This is a genomic window from Salinicola tamaricis (assembly GCF_003006155.1).
Taxonomy (GTDB): Bacteria; Pseudomonadota; Gammaproteobacteria; order Pseudomonadales; family Halomonadaceae; genus Salinicola; species Salinicola tamaricis.
Map to the genome: position 1 here is coordinate 3,233,395 of NZ_CP023559.1, position 20,049 is coordinate 3,253,443.

Consider the following 20,049-nt stretch of genomic DNA (forward strand, 5'->3'; position numbering starts at 1 on the left):
ATCTCTGAAACCATCGTGCAGGCGGAGACAGCATGCGGTCATGGGTCACGCTCTTCATCGGCGGTTGCGGACTGCTGCTGGCCACTCGCGCCCAGGCGTTGGGGGTGGGTGAGCCGCTGACGGTATCGCCGCTCAATCGGCCGCTGCATGCCGTGCTGCCGCTGACCGCGAGTGCCGAGCTGGAGCCGGGCCAGGTCACGGTGACGCTGGCCGATGCGGCGGCCTATCGGCGTTCCGGGCTGACGCCGGACGCCCTCGGCGATGGCATCAGCGCGCGGGTCGAGAAGCGTGATGGCGGGCTCGCCATCGTGCTCGACAGCGACCAGCGCGTGCGCGAACCCTTTCTCGATCTGCTGCTGACCGTGAGCTGGCCCCAGGGGCAGTGGCAGCGCGACGTTTCTCTGCTTTTCGACCCACCCGATTATGCCGCGACACAGCCGCTACTGGCGGCTGCCGAGGCTGCGTCTTCGGAAGTTGCCGCCGCTGCCTGGCCGCAGACGCTGACGGTCGCGCCAGGTGCCACGCTTTCGACTCTGGCGGCCGCGCTGCCACCGCACCAGGGAGTTTCTCGGGAGGCGGCCATGCTGGCGCTCTATCGTGCCAATCGCCATGCCTTCGAGGGCGGGAATCTCGACCGGCTGCGCGCCGGCGTGCGTCTTGACGTGCCGCGGGTGGCTACGGTTGAGGCGCTGGCCGATCAGGCGCCACAGGCACTTCGTGCGCTGCGCGAGGCGGCGACCGACACGGACGCCGCCTCGCCGGCAGGGTCTGAGAGCCTGGGGCAGCAGCGCTCGGCACAGGCGTCAGGATCAGCCGACACCGCAGCGGTAACGCGCCAGATCGCAGCGCTGACTCGGCAGACCCAGCGTCAGCAGGCGACCATTGCCGATCTGGAACGCCAGCGCGAGCGATTGCAGGCGGCGCTCGCCGCGCGCGCCACGCCGCTCGAGACGGGCGACGTGAGCGAGGGCGTGGGTGAGGCCGCCGTGGTGGCGGCCAAGGGGTTGGCGGGGTCGACCGGCAATGCCTCTACTTCCTCGACCTCGGCTTCCTCGACCCCGGCTTCCTCGGCACCCGCTTCATCGACTCCGACATCATCGACCTCGACGTCATCGACTTCGTCTGTGACAACTGCCGAGGCGTCTAGCGCGAATGATGGCGGCGCGGTGTCGGGGTCGACGCCAACGGCTGGCGAGGCGGCGGCTGAGAGTGCCGCCTCATCGTCTGCGGCGGCGACATCGCTGGCCAAGTCCACACCGTTGCCCCCGTCGGCATCCTCGACGTCTTCCGCGTCCACGGCGCCAAACGACAGCGCGGCTGCGCCGAGTCTATGGCAGCGTGCCGTGTCCTGGGCGCCGCTGCTCGGCGCGCTGGCGCTACTCGGGCTACTATGGCTTCTGTTGTGGCAACGGCGCCGCTCGCGGGCTCAGACGCCGCACACTGGCGAGGTCGAGGCGAGTGGCGACAATCCCGAGACGCACGTCGAAGCCTCGGGCAAACCCCGCCGCTGGGCGTCGGGGGCGCTCCTGGGGCGCATCGGGCGCGCGGTAACGCGCCGCGGCGGGCAGCAAGAGCCCGCCGAGGCCGAGGCGGGCGCCGCGTCGATCAGTCAGGCCGATATCTATATCGCCTATGGCCGCTTTGCCGCCGCTCGTGACTGGCTCGAACCGCGGCTGACGGAAGATCCGCGCCATCGCCTGAGCCTGATCCGCGCGCTTGGCGAGCTGCGCGAGATCGAGGCCATGGAGCAGGTGCTGGCCGAGTTCGACGACAGCGCCAGCCGCGAGCAGCGGCGCACCGCGGAAGCGCTGGCCGCCGACTACCGCGCCCGCCATGTCGATGAGAGCTGGGCGGTGGCCACCGATCACGCTGAGGCCGCGGCAGCCGACACCGCCGCGGCGACCCTGCTGGCGGAGGACGAAGGGGCGCTCTCGCTGGCGCGGGTCGAGGATGTGGATGCGCTGTTCGACGCCGCGCTGGGGGGCGATACGTCGCCCTTGCCCCAGTCGCCCTTGCCGCAATCACCTTTGCCTCGATCATCACCGCCCGACACCGCTGCCTCGTCCGAGGCACCGTCCTTGTCCGGCACCACGCCAGCGCCTGAAGTGCCACCCGCGCCCGAGAAGACGTTTTCCTCCGATTCCGCGACCACCGGTAGCGCTTCGGCGCCGTCTGGCGTTGAGGGCTCCGATGCAGAAAACGGCGAACCGCCTGGCGATGCCGCACCGACGCTGGCGCTCGAGCCCTTGCCGCATGCGTTCGACGTGGCACCGGAGACGCTCGGGGCGGGGCCGCCAGCCACGGCAGATCGAGCCGCTGCCGAGTCTGGTGAAAGGTTGTCGGGTACGCAGGAAAACGGATCCGAAACGGGAGAGACGTTGGAAGCTGGTGCGTGGCAGGACGGTGCGGCAGCCGTCCTGCCCGCGCAAGAGCGCGGCGCACGGCGCCGGGAGAGCGGCGATGATGCCACCGCCGCGGCGTTGACCTTGGGCGATGATCCGGCGCCGCAGGCGCTGCGTATCGACTACCAGGCGCCGACGCTGGAACTCGATGAGACGACACCGCCGCCATCCGCTCAGATGCATGACGCTTCTCCCGAGATCGAGCTGCCACCGCTCGATCTCGATTCGCAAACCTGGCGTCCGCTGGGGGAGCCGGCGCCCGCCGAGATGCCCTCCCAGGATGTTGGCGCGGCCACCCCTGGCGGCGTTTCTGCTCGCGGCAGCGCGCCTGGAAGTCCGGCCGCTGAAAACAGGCCTGCGGAAAATGAATCTCCCGAGAAAACGTCTCCCCAAAGTCCGTCTTCCTCGAATACGTCCGAGGCAAATACGTCCAAGGGAAATACGTCCAAGGGAAATACGTCCGACGCAAATACCGCGCCCGGACACCCGTCCGGTGGCAAGGCGTCGCCGCAACATCCCGTCTCCCCGGGGGATACGTCGCTGCAGCGCGGAATACCCGTCGGCTGGGAGGTCGAGGAGGTGGAATTCGAGCCGTTGCATCGGGATAATGGTCGGCCCTAAGTTTTCCCGCGTTGCAGGTTTCGATGGCGTTTTTTACCCGGCAGGACGATACCCAGACGCTGAGTGGCCGCCTGGCCCTCGGCGTGGAGTATGACGGTACCCGCTACTGCGGCTGGCAGCGGCTGAGTCACGCCGAGTCGGTTCAGGGCACCTTGGAGGCCGCGCTGTCGCGAATCGCCGCGGCCCCGGTCAAGGTGCTGTGCAGCGGCCGTACAGACAGCGGTGTGCATGCCACGCGCCAGATCGTGCACTTCGACGCGCCCACGCCGCGCACCCAGAAGGCGTGGCTTTTCGGCGCCAACGCCACCCTGCCGCGGGATATCGCGGTGCGCTGGCTGGTCCCGGTGAACGACGATTTCCACGCCCGCTTCTCGGCACTGGCCCGGCGCTATCGCTACGTCATTCTCAATCAGCCCACGCGCCCGGTGATGGAGCGCCACCATGCCACCTGGTGCCGCGAGCCGCTGGATGCCGAGCGCATGCATCGTGCCGCCCAGGTGCTGGTGGGCGAGCACGACTTCTCCAGCTATCGCGCGGCGGGGTGCCAGTCGAAGACGCCGATCCGCCATTGCACGCCATCGAGGTTGCCCGCTACGGCACCCTGGTGGTGATCGACGTGCAGGCCAACGCCTTCCTGCACCATATGATTCGCAATATCGCCGGCGTGCTGGTGGCGGTGGGGCGGGGCGAACAGTCCGAGTCCTATCCCGCCGAGCTGCTGGCGCTCAAGGATCGGACCCTGGGCAACGTCACCGCGCCGGCCGCGGGTTGCACTTCGTCGACGTGCGCTTCGACGAGCGTTTTGACCTGCCGAGGAGCCGCTGGGCCCGCAGATGCTGGCGTTCCGCGGCGACTGGACCGGTGACCGTACCTGATCCCCGACACCCCCTTGATGCGCCGGCGGCGGGTATGGCCGAAATGGATCGACGCCGATGGCAACGTGGTCGATACCCACCCCGACGCCCACGCGGCCGAATCCGCACCGTGACATCAGCGGCGCGACTGGCGGCAGAGACGCCCTGCCCGGGGCGCCAGGAGAGATGACCCCATGAGCCAGGTGAGAATCAAGATCTGCGGCATGACCCGGCGCGAGGATATCCACGCCGCCGTGGCCTGCGGCGCCGACGCCCTGGGGTTCGTGCTGTGGCCGGGCAGCGCCCGCGCCATCGATGCCGCGCGACTGGCCGAACTCAGCGCCGAGGTGGCGCCCTTCGTCACTCGGGTGGGGCTGTTCGTCGACGCCGACGCGGCCAGCATCGAGGCGGCGCTGCCTCATCTCGACCTGCTGCAGTTCCATGGCGACGAGCCGCCGGCGTTCTGCGCGCGCTTCGCCAAACCCTGGATCAAGGCGCTGCGCATGCGCGACGATCTCGATCTGAGGCGCGCCGTCGAGACCTACGCCGGTGCCGGTGCGCTGCTGCTCGATGCCTACCGCCCCGGGGTGCCGGGAGGCACCGGCGAGACTTTCGACTGGTCGCGCATTCCCGGTGATCTGGGCAAACCTGTTATCCTTGCCGGTGGTCTGACGCCGGACAACGTCGCCACCGCCATCGCCCGCGTCGCGCCCTATGCGGTCGACGTTTCCGGTGGCGTCGAGGCGCGCTCGAACACCGGTGCGCCGTGCCACGGCATCAAGGATGCCGAGCGCATGCAAGCCTTCTGCCAGCATGTCCGCGCCGCCGGCGCGACCACTATCCACGCAGCGACACCATGAGGGTCCACTCGTGAGCCGATTTTCTGACCTGACGCAACTGCCCGATGCGAGCGGCCACTTCGGCCCTTACGGCGGGCGGTTCGTCTCCGAGACGCTGAGCTTCGCGCTGGAAGAGCTCGACAAGATCTACGCGAGCCTCAAGCACGACCCCGATTTCCAGGCCGAGTTCGACCGTGACCTGACCCACTACGTGGGCCGGCCGTCGCCGCTCTATCATGCCGAACGCTGGTCGCGGGAGATCGGCGGTGCCCAGATCTGGCTCAAGCGCGAGGATCTCAACCACACCGGCGCCCACAAGGTGAACAACACCATCGGCCAGGCGCTGCTGGCCAAGCGCTCGGGCAAGCCGCGGGTGATCGCCGAGACCGGTGCCGGCCAGCACGGTGTCGCCACCGCCACGGTGGCCGCGCGTCTGGGGCTCGAGTGCGAGGTCTACATGGGCGCGGAGGACGTCGAGCGTCAAAAGCTCAACGTCTACCGCATGCGCCTGCTCGGGGCCAAGGTGGTGCCGGTGGAGTCCGGCTCGCGCACGCTCAAGGACGCCATGAACGAGGCCCTGCGCGACTGGGTCACCAACGTCGACAATACCTTCTACATCATCGGCACCGTGGCGGGCCCGCACCCGTATCCGATGCTGGTGCGTGACTTCAACGCCGTGGCCGGCCGCGAAGCGCGGCGCCAGTCGCTGGAGCAGATCGGGCGCTTGCCGGACGCGCTGGTCGCCTGCGTCGGCGGTGGCTCCAACGCCATGGGCCTGTTCTATCCCTTCGTCGAGGACGAAGACGTTGCCATGTACGGTGTCGAAGCCGGCGGCGATGGCCTGGCTACCGGCCGCCACGCCGCGCCGCTGACCGCCAACGCGCCGCGAGGCGTGCTGCACGGCAACCGCACCTATCTGATGTCCGACGAGGGCGGTCAGATCGCCGATACCCATTCGGTCTCGGCAGGTCTGGACTATCCCGGCGTGGGCCCGGAGCACGCGCTATGGAAGGATGTCGGCCGGGTCGAGTACGTCGCCGCCGACGACCACGAGGTGCTCGCCGCCTTCCGCGAGCTGACCCGGGTCGAGGGCATCATGCCGGCGCTGGAGTCGGCCCATGCGCTGGCCCACGCCAAGAAGCTGGCCGCCAGCCTGCCGCAGGACAAGCACATCGTGGTCAATCTCTCCGGGCGCGGTGATAAGGACATCCATACCGTGGCCAAGATCGACGGCATCGAATTCTGACGGCGGGGACCGACATGAACCAACACGCGAATCGTATCGACCGGCGCTTCGCCGCGCTCAAGGCAGCGGGGCGCAAGGCGCTGATTCCCTATATCACCGCCGGCGATCCGGCCCCGGCGCACACCGTCGATTTCATGCACGCCTGCGTCGAGGCGGGGGCCGATGTGATCGAGCTGGGCGTACCGTTCTCCGATCCCATGGCCGACGGCCCGGTGATCCAGAAAGCGTGCGAGCGCGCGCTCGTCCATGGCACCCGGCTGAGCCACGTGCTGGAGATGGTGGCGGCGTTCCGTGAACGCGATGCCGAGACCCCGGTGGTGCTGATGGGCTATCTCAACCCGATCGAGCGCATGGGCTATGCGGCCTTCGCGCGTCAGGCTCGGGATGCCGGCGTCGACGGCGTGCTCGCGGTGGACATGCCGCCGGAGGAGATGGGCGAGAACGCGGCGCTGTTCGCCGAGCACGGTCTGCAGTCGATCTTCCTGCTCGCGCCGACCACCTCCGAGCAGCGCGCGACGACGATCTGTCACCACGGCCAGGGCTATCTCTACTATGTCTCGCTCAAGGGCGTCACCGGCGCGGCGACCCTCGATGCCGAGGCTGTGGGATCGCAGCTGGCGAGCCTGCGTGCGCTCACCGAGCTACCGCTGTGCGTCGGCTTCGGCATCCGTGACGGCGCCACGGCGGCGGCCATCGGCCGCGTCGCCGACGGGGTCATCGTCGGCAGCGCCCTGGTGGGGCGTATCGCCGAGCGTGCCGACACCCCCGAGACGATCCCGCAGGCGCTGCGCGAGATCCTCGGCGAGATGCGCGAGGCGCTGGATCGCGACGTGCGCGCCTGAGCCGCGCGGGGCATTCTGGTATCATCTGCGCTTTCCGTGTCGCGCCGGCGTGTGGCTGACCGCCGGCGCGGACCCGTTTCCTTAAACTGATGGAATCTCTCCCGACATGAGCTGGCTAGACAAGATCGTCCCGTCGATGAGCCGCACCCAGCGTAACGACCGCCGCGCCAGCGTGCCCGACGGGCCTGTGGCGCAAGTGCCCGAGTTGCGATTCGGTGCTCTATCTCCCCGAGCTGGAGAAACACCAGAACGTCTGCCCCAAGTGCCAGCACCACCTGCGACTCACGGCACGCAAGCGGCTCAACTGGTTCCTCGATGCCGAAGGGCGCGAGGAGATCGCCGCCGACCTGCAGCCGAGTGATCGGCTCAAGTTCCGCGATTCGAAGAAGTACAAGGATCGCCTCTCGGCGGCGCAGAAGGAGACCGACGAGAACGACGCCCTGATCGCCATGCGCGGCACCCTCGACGGTTTGCCGGTGGTCGCGGTGGCATTCGAGTTCTCGTTCATGGGCGGTTCCATGGGCGCGATCGTCGGCGAGAAGTTCGTGCGCGCGGCGAGCCTGGCGCTGGAGCAGGAGATCCCGCTGGTGTGCTTCGCCGCTTCCGGCGGCGCGCGCATGCAGGAGGCACTGTTCTCGCTGATGCAGATGGCCAAGACGTCCGCCGCGCTGGAGAAACTCAAGCAGGCTGGGGTGCCCTACATCTCGGTGCTGACCGATCCGGTGTTCGGCGGTGTCTCGGCGTCGCTGGCGATGCTCGGCGACCTCAACGTGGCCGAACCCAATGCGCTGATCGGCTTTGCCGGTCCGCGGGTGATCGAGCAGACCGTGCGCGAGAAGCTGCCGGAAGGGTTCCAGCGCAGCGAGTTCCTGCTCGAGCACGGCACCGTCGACATGATCGTCGCGCGCCCCGAACTGCGGGCGCGGCTGGGCAGCGTGCTGCGTACCTCACCCATCAGCCGTCAGCGGAGGGTGAGGCCGAGGCGGATTTCTCGCCGCTGCCGGACGAGGCCGACGCCTCCCAGGCGCCGCGCTGAGATGTCCGCGGCGCTGGATGCATGGCTGGCGCGACTCGAGCGCCAGCATCCCGTCGCCATCGAGCTCGGCCTCGAGCGGGTCGCCAGCGTGGCGCGCGCCTGGGGCTGAACGAGCGGCCGCGGCGGGGCAGTGGTCACCGTGGCCGGCACCAACGGCAAGGCTCGACGGTGGCGCTGCTCGAACGCCTGGCGGCGTCCCACGGCCTCACCACCGCCTGCTACACCTCTCCCCATCTGCTGCGCTACAACGAGCGCCTGCGTCTCGACGGCGAGCCGGCGGAGGATACGCTGCTGGTCGAAGGCTTCGAGCGGGTCGAGGGGCGCGCCTGGCGGGTGAGGCGGTGAGTCTCACCTACTTCGAGGCCGGCACCCTGGCGGCGCTGTGGGCGATCGCCCAGCGCCAGCCGCAGCTGGCGATCCTGGAGGTCGGGCTGGGCGGGCGACTCGATGCGGTCAATGTGGTCGACCCCGATATCGCGGTGATCACCACCATCGCCCATGACCATGCCGACTTCCTGGGTGACGATCTCGACGGCATCGGCTTCGAGAAGGCCGGCATCCTGCGTCAGGAGCGCCCGGCGGTGCTCGGCAGCCGCGAGCTGCCTGCCAGCGTCTCGGCCCGTCTCGAGGCGCTGGCCGCGCCGGCCTACTGGCTGGGCCAGGCGTTCGCACCCGAGGCACACGATGGCGGCTGGCGGTGGCAGGGCAGCGACGCCCAGGGGGCGCGCTATGAACTCGATAGCTTGCCCGATCCGGGCCTGCCGCTGGACAATGCCGCGGTGGCGCTGCAGGTATTGACGCTGCTCGGCATCACCCCGCAGGGCGACGCCGTGCGCGAGGCGCTCGCCACGGTATCGCTGCCCGGACGTCTACAGTGGCTGGGCAACTGGTGTCTCGACGTGGCGCACAATCCCCACGCGGCGGCCTACGTGGCCGAGCGGCTGGCGGCGCGGCCGCAACCGGCGCGGCGCATCGGGCTGCTCGGTGTGCTCGGCGACAAGGACGCCGAGGCGCTGATCGCGGCGCTCGGCTCGGCGGTCGACGCCTGGGTGGCGGTCGGGCTCGACGGCCCGCGCGGGCGCTCGGCGGCCAAGCTGGGTGAAGCGATCGAGTCCGTCGGAGCGCCGCTGCTGGCCTGCTGTGATTCGCCAGTGGCAGGCGTGGCATGGCTGCGCGAGCGACTCGGCGCTGACGAGGAGGTGCTGGTATGCGGCTCCTTCCTGACCGTGGCCGAAGCCCTCGGCGCGCTGACGGCGGCGGCCGATTGAAGGGCGCGGTACACCGGATCGGCATTTTTCATCGCCTCGGCCAATGGATGACCGGGGTTCGAACAGGCCCGCTTGAGGAGGTCTTATGAAGTACGGATGGCGTGAACGGATCAGTGGTGCGGTCATTCTGGTGGCCTTGGGGGCGATCTTCGTGCCGATGCTGTTCGACGATCCCGAGCCGCGTCAGCAGGGTCCGGAGCCGGTGATGGTGATCGAGCAGCCGGTGGATGGGGGCGAGGCGCGCCAGCGCATCATCGAAGCGCCGCAGCCCCCCGCTTCGGTGGCCCAGCGCGACAGCAGCGGCGACACCGGCGCGGTGCCCGAGCCCGACACCCGCGCCCAGCTGGGCGGCGGTGCGGATAGCTTCGGGCAGGGAGCGGGCGCTGGGCAGAGCAGCGGCAGCGGCAGCGGCAGCGGCGCGGACAACACGGGCGGCGGTTCGCAGGCGACCCAGCCGCGCACCGACCCGATCGCCGAGCTAGCGCAGTCGGATACCAGCCAGCCGGCCAAACGCCAGGCGCCGGCCGCTCAGCCGGCACCTGCCAAGCCCGAACCGGCACCCAGCACCCCCACGCGTACCGCGGCCAGCAAGGATGGCGGCTGGGTGGTGCAGGTCGGCAGTTTCGGACAGAAGGACAACGCCACGCGGCTCGCGGCCAAGCTCAAGGAACAAGGCTTCGCCGCCTATTCGCAGCCACGCGACAACAATCTGACCTCGGTCTACGTCGGGCCTTTCGCCTCCTCGGAGGCGGGCGAGAAGGCGCGCGCCGAACTCAAGCAGTCCGCCAACCTGTCGGGACTCTTGATTCGCAAACCGGGTAGCTGATGACACTCACCTGGCTCGACTACGCCTTCCTGCTGGTATTGACGATCTCGATGCTGGCAGGTTTCATGCGTGGCCTGATCCGTGAGGCGCTGGGCCTGGGGGCGTGGATCGTCGCACTGCTCGCAGCGCGGGTCTTCGCGAAGCCGCTGGGGGAGATGCTCGAACCCTACATCTCTCACCCGGACGCGCGCCTGGTCCTCGGCTTCGTCCTGGTGATCTTCGTCGTGGTGATGGTGTGCGGCTTCGTCATCCGCCTGCTCAATGCGGCGGTCGAGTGGGTCGGGATGGGGTTTTTCAACCGGGTCGCCGGCGCCTGCTTCGGCCTGGCCCGGGGGGCGGCGATCCTGGTGATCGCCACCGTGGTGATCGGGCTGACGCCGCTGGCTCAGCTGAGCGCCTGGCAGCAGGCCCAGCTGCGCCCCGCCTTCGAGTCGCTGCGGGCCTGGGCGGTAGTCCAGCTCGAGGACTGGAACGTGGACGCATCGCAGGCGGAGGACGCCATGCGGCGTCTGCCGTTGACGCTGCCGGGTACGATGAATTCGACAGTCGAGCAGAGCGGCCGCGCCGCGCCACCCCCGGGTGGCGCGCCGGCTGCGCAACCGGCGCCCTGAGGGGCGCAATCAAGCGAGGTAAGGCGGCATGTGCGGTATCGTGGGCCTCATGGCCAATGAAGCGGTCAATCAGTCGATCTATGACGCGCTGACGGTTTTACAACACCGCGGACAGGACGCCGCCGGCATGATGACCTGGGATGACGGTCGGTTTCTGCTGCGCAAGAACAACGGGCTGGTGCGGGATGTCTTCCACACCCGCCACATGAAGCGTCTCCAGGGCAACCTGGGGATCGGCCACGTGCGCTACCCCACGGCGGGCTCGGCGAGCGAGGCGGAGTCGCAGCCGTTCTACGTCAACTCGCCCTACGGCATCACCCTGGCGCACAATGGCAACCTGACCAATTCCGACCAGCTCAAGCAGGAGCTGTTCTCCTCCGATCTGCGCCACATCAACACTAGCTCCGACTCGGAGGTGCTGCTCAACGTGTTTGCCCACGAGCTGGGCAAGCAGGGGCTCTACCTCACCCCCGAGGACATCTTCGATGCGGTGCGCCGGGTGCATCGGCGCTGCCGCGGCGGCTACGCCGCGGTCGCCATCATCAGTGGCTTCGGACTGGTCGCCTTCCGTGACCCCCACGGCATCCGCCCGGTGGTCTACGGCACTCGCGAGGGCGTCGACGCCGAGGGGCGCCCGGGCCAGGAGGTGATGATCGCCTCCGAGTCGGTGGCGCTCGATGTCAGCGGCTTCGAGCTGGTGCGCGATCTGGCCCCGGGCGAGGCGATCTTCGTCGACATGCACAAGAATGTGCACACTCAGCAGTGCGCCGATCGACCCCAGCTGACCTCGTGCATCTTCGAGCACGTCTACCTGGCGCGCCCGGATTCGAAGCTCGACGGTGCCTACGTCTACGGCACCCGCATGCAGATGGGGCGCAAGCTCGGCGACCGCATCCAGCGCGAATGGCCGCAGCACGACATCGACGTAGTGATCCCGATCCCCGATACCTCGCGCACCACCGCGCTGGAGCTGGCGCAGCACATCGGGGTGACCTTCCGTGAAGGGTTCATGAAGAACCACTACATCGGCCGTACCTTCATCATGCCGGGGCAGACCCAGCGCAAGAAGTCGGTGCGCCAGAAGCTCAACGCCATCGGCAGCGAGTTCGCCGGCAAGAACGTGCTGCTGGTGGACGACTCGATCGTGCGCGGCACCACCTGCAAGCAGATCATCCAGATGGCCCGGGACGCCGGCGCCAACAAGGTCTACTTCGCCTCTGCTGCTCCCGCCGTGCGTTACCCCAACGTCTACGGCATCGACATGCCGGTGGCCTCCGAGCTGATCGCCCATGGCCGCAGCGACGCCGAGGTGGGTGAGCTGATCGGCGCCGATCGTCTGATCTATCAGGATCTGGAGGATCTCAAGGCGGCCTGCCGCGAGGTCAACCCGGCCCTCGACGACTTCGACTGCTCGGTGTTCGATGGCAGCTACGTCACCGGCGATATCGACGAAGCCTATCTCGCCGCGCTCGAGGCCGCTCGCAGCGATGCGGCCAAAGAGGGGCGCGAGCGGGTCAATGCCGTGGTCGACCTGCACAATGACAGCTCGGACGACTGAGCCGGTGCGCCTCGCCGCCGGCGGGGCCGCCTCAGTCTGGACCTAGACGATATTCAGGAGTGTACCCGCATGCCCCTAGATGACGACCCAGACGACGATCTCTCGCTCGGTCTCGAGACCCTGGCGATCCGTGCCGGCCATGAGCGCACCCATGAGCAGGAGCACGGCGAGCCGATCTTCCCCACCTCGAGCTTCGTCTATGGCAGCGCCGCCGAGGCCGCGCGCAAGTTCAAGGGCGAGGAGCCGGGCAACGTCTACTCGCGCTTCACCAACCCCACCGTGCGCAACTTCGAGCAGCGCCTGGCGGCGCTCGAGGGCGGTGAGCGCTGTGTCGCCACCAGCTCGGGCATGGCGGCGATCCTCGACCGTGCTGGCGCTGCTGCAGGCCGGTGACGAAGTGATCGTGTCGCGTTCGGTATTCGGCTCCACCATCGCGCTGTTCGACAAGTATCTGGCCAAGTTCGGCGTGGTGCCGCGCTATGTGGAACTCAACGATCTCGCCGGCTGGGAAGCGGCGATCACGCCCAAGACCAAGCTGCTGTTCGCCGAGACGCCCTCCAACCCGCAACGAGCTGGTCGATATCGCCGCGCTGGCGGAACTGGCCCACCGCCACGGCGCCTGGCTGGCGATCGACAACTGCTTCCTGACCCCGGCACTGCAGCGCCCGCTGGCGCTGGGCGCCGACCTGGTGATCCACTCGGCGACCAAGTATCTCGATGGGCAGGGGCGGGCGATCGGCGGCGCCGTGGTCGGCCGCGATCAGGAGCTGGAGCAGCTGTTCGGCGTGGTGCGCACCTGCGGCCCCTGCATGAGTCCATTCAATGCCTGGATCTTCCTCAAGGGGCTGGAGACGCTGAGCCTGCGCATGCACGCGCACAGCCGCAATGCCCAGGCCCTGGCCGAGTGGCTGGAGCAGCAGCCGGCGGTGGCGCGGGTCCACTACAGCGGTCTCGCCAGCCACCCCCAGCACGCCTTGGCCCAGCGTCAGCAGCTCGGCTTCGGCGCGGTGATGGGGGTCGAGATCGCCGGTGGGCGCGAGGCTGCCTGGCATGTGATCGACCACACCCGGGTGATGTCGATCACCGGCAACCTGGGTGACGTCAAGACCACCATCACCCACCCGGGGACCACCACCCACGGCCGTCTGAGCGACGCTCAGCGCGCCTCGGCGGGGATCAGCGATGGTCTGATCCGCCTGGCGGTAGGGCTGGAGACGCTGGAGGATCTACAGGCGGATCTGGCCCGGGGCCTCGATACCCTCATGTGAAGTATCTGGCTCGGTTGACCGAAAAGCCCGCTCAGGCGGGCTTTTTCGTCTCTATTATTTCCTTTTCGTCACTAATCGATTTCCACCACCCTGGCTGTCGCCGCCGTCCGTTATCCGTATGCTGAGGTGAAACGGGAGCAGGGGCAGGGTGATGTGGCGCAATTCTCACAGCGGCTGGGGCAGGATCAGCATCGCGCTGCACTGGTTGAGCGCGCTGGCGGTGTTCGGCCTGTTCGCGCTGGGCTGGTGGATGACCGGCCTGGGCTACTATGACACCTGGTACCATCTGGCGCCTTGGTGGCACAAGTCGATCGGTATCCTGCTGCTGGCGGCGAGTCTGGCGCGGGTGGCCTGGCGCCTGACCCAGCCCACCCCGCGCGCCCACGGCGGCGCGTTCGAGCGGCGTGCCGCCCATGTCGGCCATGGGCTTCTGTATCTGCTAATGTTCGTGGTGCTGTTCTCGGGCTATCTGATCTCCACCGCCGAGGGTCAAGGCATCAGCGGTCTTCGGCTGGTTCAGCGTGCCGGCGCTGGTCTCGGGGCTGCCGGCCCAGGCGGTGGTGGCGGGTAGCGTGCCACTGGTATGCCGCCTGGGCGCTGGTGATTCTCGCCTGTGGCCCACCCTGGCCGCGCTCAAGCACCACTGGCTCGACCGTCAGGACACCTTGACCCGAATGTTGACGACGCGGCGCCGCGCGGCGTCGCTGAGTGTTTCCGAGCGCTGGTCGCCACCGGTGCTCGCGCCCCCAAGAGCTCAATCCACGAGGAGTTTCGCATGCTGCTGAAGAAGACCGCCCTGGCTGCCCTGGTCGCCGCCGCGCTGCCGCTGACCCAGGCCCAGGCCGCCGACTACAAGATCGACAGCGAAGGCCAGCACGCCTTCATCCAGTTCAAGATCAGCCACTCGGCTACTCCTATATTCTGGGTGACTTCAAGCAGTTCAATGTGACTTCAGCTACGACCCGGAGGCGCCCGAGGAGTCCAGCGTTGCGGTCAAGGTCGACGTCGACAGCCTCGACAGCAATCACGCCGAGCGCGACAAGCACATCCTGAGCGGCGACTTTCCTCGACGCCAGCCAAGTATCCGCAGGCGAGCTTCAAGTCCACCGGCTTCCAGATCGACGATGACGGCGAAGAGGAGAGATGACCGGGGAGCTGGACCCTGCACGGGGTGACACGCAAGGTGACCTTCGACGTCGATCACATCGGCGGCGGTGACGACCCTTGGGGCGGCTATCGCCAGGGCTTCGAGGCGACCACCACGCTCAATCTGGCCGACTTCGATATCGACATGAGCCAGTTCCCGGAGCCGATGCACAGCGTGGATCTCTACGTGGTACTCGAAGGCATCCGCCAGTAATCGATGGCTCGAGACCACCGCGCCGGCGCGCGATGGTTGTTCACTGACGCGACCCCGGCCTGGTGCCGGGGTTGTGTTTTTGTGCGGCATCCTTCGGGGATGTCGGCGCGGGCGTGATCGGGTCAGGCGTCGTCCAGGTAGCGCGCCACCTCGCGGCGGTCGCGGCGATGCTTGAGCCGGCGCACCCAGCGCCCGCGGCACCACAGTGAGCCGCGCCAGGCGATATCGCGCAGATCGCCCAGATTGAGCGCCTTCCAGTGGCGATCGTGGGTCGTGGCCGGGGTGGGGGCATCGCCCAGCGCCAGTAGCGCTGAGAGCAGGCCGGCGGCACGCTCACGGGTGGCGCGACGGGTGGGTTCGCCGGGGGCGCTGGGTTGGTTGACGAACACCCGCGGATCTTCGCGGCAGCGCTGGCGCGGGTCCACCTCGACCCGCCCCTGGGCATCATGGGCCAATCCGAAGATGTCGAAAGCCGGCGGTGGGCGCAGCGCTTCGACCACCAGCAGCAGGTCGGCGTCGACGGCGGTACCGTCGTCGAGGATCAGGCTGTCGCGCTCGTAGCGCGCCGCCGTCGCCACCAGCTCGAGGCGCAGGCCACGCCGCTGCAGGCGCCGGGTCAGCCAGCGGTTGGCGCGGCCGCAGGCGTCGGGCAGCGGCTGGCGCTCGTTGCCGATCAGCGCCACCGGCAGCGGACGGCCGTAGCGTTCCCCTAGCGCCAGCAGGTTTGCCGCCAGCTCCACCCCCAGGGCGCCACCGCCCAGCACCGCGACATTGGACAGGCGTCGGGCGGGGTCAGCCAGTTCGCTCTCGAGCTGCTGGCGCAGCGCCCACAGGGAATCGGCGCTGGCGCCGTAGACGCCCTGGGCGGTGTAGAAGCCAGGGATGGCCTGGGCGTCGACCACCGCTGGCAGATCGATCGACAGCCAGTCGTAGTCGAGGCGCTGGCCGTCATCCAGGGTCACACGGCGGTTGCCGCGGTCGGCGGCGACCACGCTGGCGGTCACATGGGTGGCGCCGTGGGCGGCGATGCGTGACGCGGGCAGATGCACGTCGTCGAGCTGCCACTCGCCGCCGAGCATGCCGCCGAGCCAGTCGGCGAAAGCGAACGGCTGCGGTGTGATCAGGGTGACGTCGATACCCGCCTGGGCCAGCTCGCGCGCGTGGCTGGCGACATGCAGATGGGCATCGCCGTTGCCGACGAGAAGCAGCTGCTGACGAGGAGAGGGGGGCGTGGCGTCTGACATGCCTCGATCCGGGCAGAAAACCGAACTTGAGTCTAGCATGGACAGGCACGGTGCCCGAATGCGGGCGAGGCGGGCACCGCCTTTCGAAGGTTTTTTCACCCCCCGCACGATTCGAGGAGCAGCTTCATGTCACGTCATCTTCTGCCGCAGCCGGGTCTGGGTACCTATCGTCTCAAGGAGCGGGCGGTCATCGACTCGGTGACCTCGGCGCTCGACCTCGGTTACCGCCACCTCGATAGCGCCCAGATGTACGGTAACGAGCCCGCGGTGGGCAAGGCGGTGCGCCAGAGCGGCATCCCCCGCGACGAGCTCTTTATTACCACCAAGATCTGGTGGGATCAGCTCGAGCCGGCGGCGCTCACCGCCAGCCTGGAACAGAGTCTCGACGCGTTTGGCCTCGAGCAGGTCGATCTCGCCCTGATCCACTGGCCCTCGCCCAACGACGAGGTGCCCATGGCCGACTATCTGGGGGCGCTCGACGCCTGCCGCCAGCGCGGCCTGACCCGGCATATCGGCGTTTCCAACTTCACCATCGCGCAGATCGACCAGGCGCTGGCGCTGCCCGGTGGCGAGCATCTGGTGACCAACCAGATCGAGGTCCATCCCTTCCTGGCCAACCGTGCGCTGGTCGAGCACTGCCAGGCCAAGGGGCTCGAGGTGACCGCCTACATGCCGCTGGCGGTGGGGCGGGTGATGGAGGATGCGGTACTCAAGCGCATTGCCGAGCATCACGCAGTGACCCCGGCGCAGATCGCGCTGGCCTGGGTCGCCGCCCGCGATATCATCGTCATACCGTCGTCGACCAAGCCGGAACACCAGAAGGCCAATCTCGAAGCGCTGGAGATTCGCTTGAGCGACGCCGAGATCGCCGAGATCGATGGGCTCGACCGCGGCGAGCGTATCGCCGATCCTGATTTTGCCCCGACCTGGGACGAGTAAGTTCACCTTGGACAGCGACACCCCTCCGGGCCGCTGGGCCCGAGGGTGACGCTGCGCGAATTTTTTTGCCCGGCAGCGGTCTCAAGAGGACATCGTCTTGAGAGGATCTGCCATGCGTTCTTGGACACGTCCCTGGGCCCTGGGTCTGGGTATCGGCTTGCTCGCCGCGGGCAGTGCGCTGCCGGCTTTGGCGCAAACGGCCGACAGCGCCGCAGGCGGCGATGAGTCGAGCCTGAGAGTGAAGGCTGATAGCGGCCAGCCGCAGCCGCCGGCCAACGCCTCCCAGGTCGACCGTGAGTCGATCGAGAAGTCCGGCGGGGTGGGGCGCGACAACGCCGCCTTCACCGACGGTGGTGCCCAGACGCCGGTGGATCAGCGCCCCAACGCGCTGAGCTTCGACCAGCTCGACGTCAACGGCGATGGGGTCATCGACCGTGACGAAGCGGTCAGCGCCAATCAGCAGGCGCTGTTCGAGCGGCTTGCCGACCCCGAGGCGGGCGGCATTACCCATCAGCGTTTCCGCGAAGCGATGGGTTCGGACACCCTCGCGCCCACCGATTGACCCGGCGCGCGCTTGCCGTAGCGAACTTTTCGTACCGGGCTTTTCGTGCCGACAACGCAGAACGCCCGGCCAGTGGCCGGGCGTTCTGCGTTGGTGCGCTCTCGGTGCCGTTGCTATCTCGGCCCCGTCAGTCGACCACGGCGGCGATCGCCTTGGCCACGTAGGGCAGGTTCTCGCTGGTGAAGCCGGCCACGTTGGCGCGGCCGGAGCCGACCATGTAGATGCTGAACTCGTCGCGCAGGCGCTTGACCTGCTCGGCGCTCAACCCGGTGTAGGAGAACATGCCGCGCTGAGCGGCGACGTGGGCGAAGCGCTGATCGAGGCCGTAGGGCGCAAGTGCGGCGACCAGGTCGCTGCGCAGACCGTTGATGCGGTCGCACATCTCGGTCAGCTCCTCGCGCCACACCCGTGCCAGCTCCGCCGATTCGAGGATCTCGGTGACGATGGCCGCGCCGTGGGAGGGCGGGTTGGAGTAGTTCTCGCGCGCCACGATCGCCATCTGCGAGCGCACGTTCTGCATCTGTTCGGCATTCTTGGCGATCACGATCAGGCAGCCGGTACGTTCGCGGTAGAGGCCGAAGTTCTTCGAGCAGGAGCTGGTGATCAGCACCTCGTCGAGGTTCTCGGCCATCAGTCGCACGCCGTAGGCGTCCGCTTCCAGTCCCTCGCCGAAGCCCTGGTAGGCGAAGTCCACCAGCGGCAGCAGGCCGCGCGACTTGACCACTTCCAGCACCTGTTGCCACTGCTCGCGGTCGAGATCGAAGCCCGACGGATTGTGACAGCAGGCGTGCAGCAGCACCACGTCACCCTGCGGTACTTCCTTGAGCGTCGCCAGCATGGCGTCGAAGTCGAGGCGGTTGTCGGCGCTGACGTAGGGGTACTTGCGCATCTCGATGCCGGCGGCGTCGAAGATGCCCAGATGGTTGGGCCAGGTGGGGTCGGAGAGCCAGATGCGCTTGCCCGGCAGGTTCGACTTGATGAAGTCCGCCGCCAGCCGCAGCGCGCCGGTGCCGCCCGGTGACTGGGTGGCGCTGGCACGATCGGCCGCCAGCACGGGGGAGTCGGCGCCCAGCACCAGTGGCAGCAGCACCTTGCCGTAGCGCGGATCGCCGTGCGAGCCGATATAGCTCTTGGTCTGCTCGTGCTCCAGCAGATACGCCTCGGCCTGCTTCACGGCGCGCATGATCGGCGTATGGCCGTGGGCATCGCGATAGACGCCGACGCCGAGATCGACCTTCTGCGGATTGCTATCCTGGTTGTAGGCTTCGATCAACCCGAGAATGGCATCCCCGGGAACGCGCTCGATCTTCTCAAACATTGGCGTGCACTACCTCGTCGATTCTGGCGGCCATGGTGGTAGACCGGTGGCGTCACCGGCCTGGCGTGTCGTACAAATTCCGGTATGGTTCGGCGACCTCGCGGGGCGCCCGGTTTCATGATGCCACCGCGCCTGCGCCCGCGCCACTCGCTGGCGCCGCCGCGAGACTCGCAGCCGCCGCTGCCGGCAAGGCGTCGAGCGGCGAGCTCGGCTCAGCTGAAGCCGACCACCTCGTGGGGGACGTAGGGAGCCTCCAGCGCGGCGATCTCGTCCTCGCTCAGGGTGATATCGAGTGCGCCCAGCGCTTGATCGAGATGATGCGCTTTGCTCGCGCCGACGATCGGCGCGGTGATGCCGGGTTTCTGCAACAGCCACGCCAGCGCGACCTGAGCCGGCGACACGTTGCGCTCCGCGGCCACCTGGGTCAGCGCCTCGATCACCGGGGCGTCTCGATCCTGGCCCAGGTTCCAGGCGCGCATCTGCTCGTCGCTGCGCGCGCGGGTGGTACTGCCCTCGCTGCCCACCGCCTTGCTGCCGGCGAGAATGCCGCGCGCCAGCGGGCTCCAGGGGATCACGCCCACGCCCTGGTCGCGGCACAGTGGCAGCATCTCGCGCTCCTCCTCGCGATAGATCAGATTGACCATCGGCTGCATGGTGACGAAGCGCGTCCAGCCGTTGCGCTCGGCGACGTGCTGGGCCTTGGCGAACTGCCAGGCGTACATGCTGGAGGCGCCGATATAGCGCGCCTTGCCCGCCTTGACCACCTCATGCAGCGCTTCCATGGTCTCCTCGATGGGGGTGTCGTAGTCCCAGCGATGGGTCTGGTAGAGATCGACATACTCCATCCCCAGCCGGCCGAGCGAGGCGTCGATGGCGTGGTGGATATGCTTGCGCGAAAGCCCGCGCTCGTTGGGCGAGCGGTTGCCGGTGGGGTTGTAGACCTTGGTCGCCACCACGACCTCCTCGCGCCGGGCGAAGTCGTTGAGCGCCTTGCCCACCACGCGCTCGGACTCGCCGTCGGAGTACATGTCGGCGGTATCGAAGAAGTTGATCCCGGCTTCCAGCGCCTGCTGGATGAAGGGCCGGCTCTGGGCCTCGTCGAGGACCCAGTCGCGCCAGCGTGGCGTGCCGTAGGTCATGGTGCCGAGACACAGTGGAGAGACCTTGAGCCCGGTCTGGCCGAGGCGACGTAGTTGCATGATGCGACTCCCGAGAATGAGCGTACGCCTTCTAACTTAGCAGTTAGCGTAGGGAA

General features: G+C 68.2%; 14 protein-coding genes and 5 pseudogenes. 16 read left to right on the top strand and 3 right to left on the bottom strand.

Going from position 1 to position 20,049, the window contains the following annotated elements:
- Positions 1 to 32: 32 nt before the first annotated feature.
- From CN538_RS20015 to CN538_RS15020, 14 genes and pseudogenes are all read left to right on the top strand, one after another.
- Positions 33 to 3,023 (top strand): FimV/HubP family polar landmark protein, encoded by a 2,991-nt coding sequence (locus tag CN538_RS20015; RefSeq protein WP_129591383.1) that lies wholly within the window; start codon positions 33 to 35, stop codon positions 3,021 to 3,023.
- A 23-nt stretch (positions 3,024 to 3,046) separates the two neighbouring features.
- Positions 3,047 to 4,011: pseudogene (truA, locus tag CN538_RS14965) on the top strand (tRNA pseudouridine(38-40) synthase TruA).
- Between the two features lie 60 nt (positions 4,012 to 4,071).
- Complete coding sequence (locus CN538_RS14970) at positions 4,072 to 4,737, top strand: phosphoribosylanthranilate isomerase (RefSeq protein WP_106419953.1); 666 nt, start codon at positions 4,072 to 4,074, stop codon at positions 4,735 to 4,737.
- Positions 4,691 to 5,962, top strand: a complete 1,272-nt coding sequence (trpB, locus tag CN538_RS14975; RefSeq protein ID WP_106419954.1) for a tryptophan synthase subunit beta — start codon at positions 4,691 to 4,693, stop codon at positions 5,960 to 5,962. Before CN538_RS14970 ends, trpB begins: the two co-directional genes overlap by 47 nt.
- 14 nt (positions 5,963 to 5,976) lie before the next feature.
- On the top strand, positions 5,977 to 6,804 hold the full coding sequence (gene trpA / locus CN538_RS14980) for a tryptophan synthase subunit alpha (protein ID WP_106419955.1): 828 nt from the start codon (positions 5,977 to 5,979) through the stop codon (positions 6,802 to 6,804).
- Between the two features lie 106 nt (positions 6,805 to 6,910).
- Positions 6,911 to 7,840, top strand: a pseudogene (gene accD / locus CN538_RS14985) (acetyl-CoA carboxylase, carboxyltransferase subunit beta).
- A gap of 168 nt (positions 7,841 to 8,008) precedes the next feature.
- Positions 8,009 to 8,185, top strand: coding sequence for a hypothetical protein (locus CN538_RS25385; RefSeq protein ID WP_340638130.1), 177 nt, complete (start codon positions 8,009 to 8,011; stop codon positions 8,183 to 8,185).
- On the top strand, positions 8,182 to 9,108 hold the full coding sequence (locus CN538_RS14990) for a bifunctional folylpolyglutamate synthase/dihydrofolate synthase (protein ID WP_340638131.1): 927 nt from the start codon (positions 8,182 to 8,184) through the stop codon (positions 9,106 to 9,108). Before CN538_RS25385 ends, CN538_RS14990 begins: the two co-directional genes overlap by 4 nt.
- 85 nt (positions 9,109 to 9,193) lie before the next feature.
- On the top strand, positions 9,194 to 9,934 hold the full coding sequence (locus tag CN538_RS14995) for an SPOR domain-containing protein (RefSeq protein ID WP_106419956.1): 741 nt from the start codon (positions 9,194 to 9,196) through the stop codon (positions 9,932 to 9,934).
- Positions 9,934 to 10,545, top strand: a complete 612-nt coding sequence (locus CN538_RS15000) for a CvpA family protein (RefSeq protein ID WP_106419957.1) — start codon at positions 9,934 to 9,936, stop codon at positions 10,543 to 10,545. Before CN538_RS14995 ends, CN538_RS15000 begins: the two co-directional genes overlap by 1 nt.
- A gap of 28 nt (positions 10,546 to 10,573) precedes the next feature.
- Positions 10,574 to 12,103, top strand: coding sequence for an amidophosphoribosyltransferase (gene purF / locus CN538_RS15005; protein ID WP_106419958.1), 1,530 nt, complete (start codon positions 10,574 to 10,576; stop codon positions 12,101 to 12,103).
- 69 nt (positions 12,104 to 12,172) lie between these two features.
- Positions 12,173 to 13,371: pseudogene (locus tag CN538_RS15010) on the top strand (O-succinylhomoserine sulfhydrylase).
- 151 nt (positions 13,372 to 13,522) lie between these two features.
- Positions 13,523 to 14,156, top strand: a pseudogene (locus CN538_RS15015) (cytochrome b).
- Positions 14,150 to 14,731, top strand: a pseudogene (locus CN538_RS15020) (YceI family protein). Before CN538_RS15015 ends, CN538_RS15020 begins: the two co-directional pseudogenes overlap by 7 nt.
- 122 nt (positions 14,732 to 14,853) lie before the next feature.
- Here the strand turns inward: CN538_RS15020 and CN538_RS15025 are convergent.
- Positions 14,854 to 15,975, bottom strand: a complete 1,122-nt coding sequence (locus tag CN538_RS15025; protein ID WP_164999615.1) for an NAD(P)/FAD-dependent oxidoreductase — start codon at positions 15,973 to 15,975, stop codon at positions 14,854 to 14,856.
- A gap of 126 nt (positions 15,976 to 16,101) precedes the next feature.
- Between CN538_RS15025 and dkgB the strand changes: the two genes are divergently transcribed.
- Both dkgB and CN538_RS15035 read left to right on the top strand, forming a co-directional pair.
- Positions 16,102 to 16,914 carry a 2,5-didehydrogluconate reductase DkgB gene (dkgB, locus tag CN538_RS15030; RefSeq protein ID WP_106419960.1) on the top strand — a complete coding sequence of 271 codons (813 nt, stop codon included), beginning with the start codon at positions 16,102 to 16,104 and terminating at the stop codon, positions 16,912 to 16,914.
- Between the two features lie 112 nt (positions 16,915 to 17,026).
- Positions 17,027 to 17,476 (top strand): EF-hand domain-containing protein, encoded by a 450-nt coding sequence (locus tag CN538_RS15035; protein ID WP_106419961.1) that lies wholly within the window; start codon positions 17,027 to 17,029, stop codon positions 17,474 to 17,476.
- 127 nt (positions 17,477 to 17,603) lie between these two features.
- Here the strand turns inward: CN538_RS15035 and CN538_RS15040 are convergent, their stop codons facing one another.
- Together CN538_RS15040 and CN538_RS15045 are read right to left on the bottom strand one after the other, a co-directional pair.
- Positions 17,604 to 18,794 (bottom strand): amino acid aminotransferase, encoded by a 1,191-nt coding sequence (locus CN538_RS15040; protein WP_106419962.1) that lies wholly within the window; start codon positions 18,792 to 18,794, stop codon positions 17,604 to 17,606.
- A gap of 212 nt (positions 18,795 to 19,006) precedes the next feature.
- A complete protein-coding gene (locus CN538_RS15045) occupies positions 19,007 to 19,993 on the bottom strand; it encodes an aldo/keto reductase (protein ID WP_106419963.1) in 987 nt (328 codons plus the stop codon).
- Positions 19,994 to 20,049 lie beyond the last annotated feature (56 nt).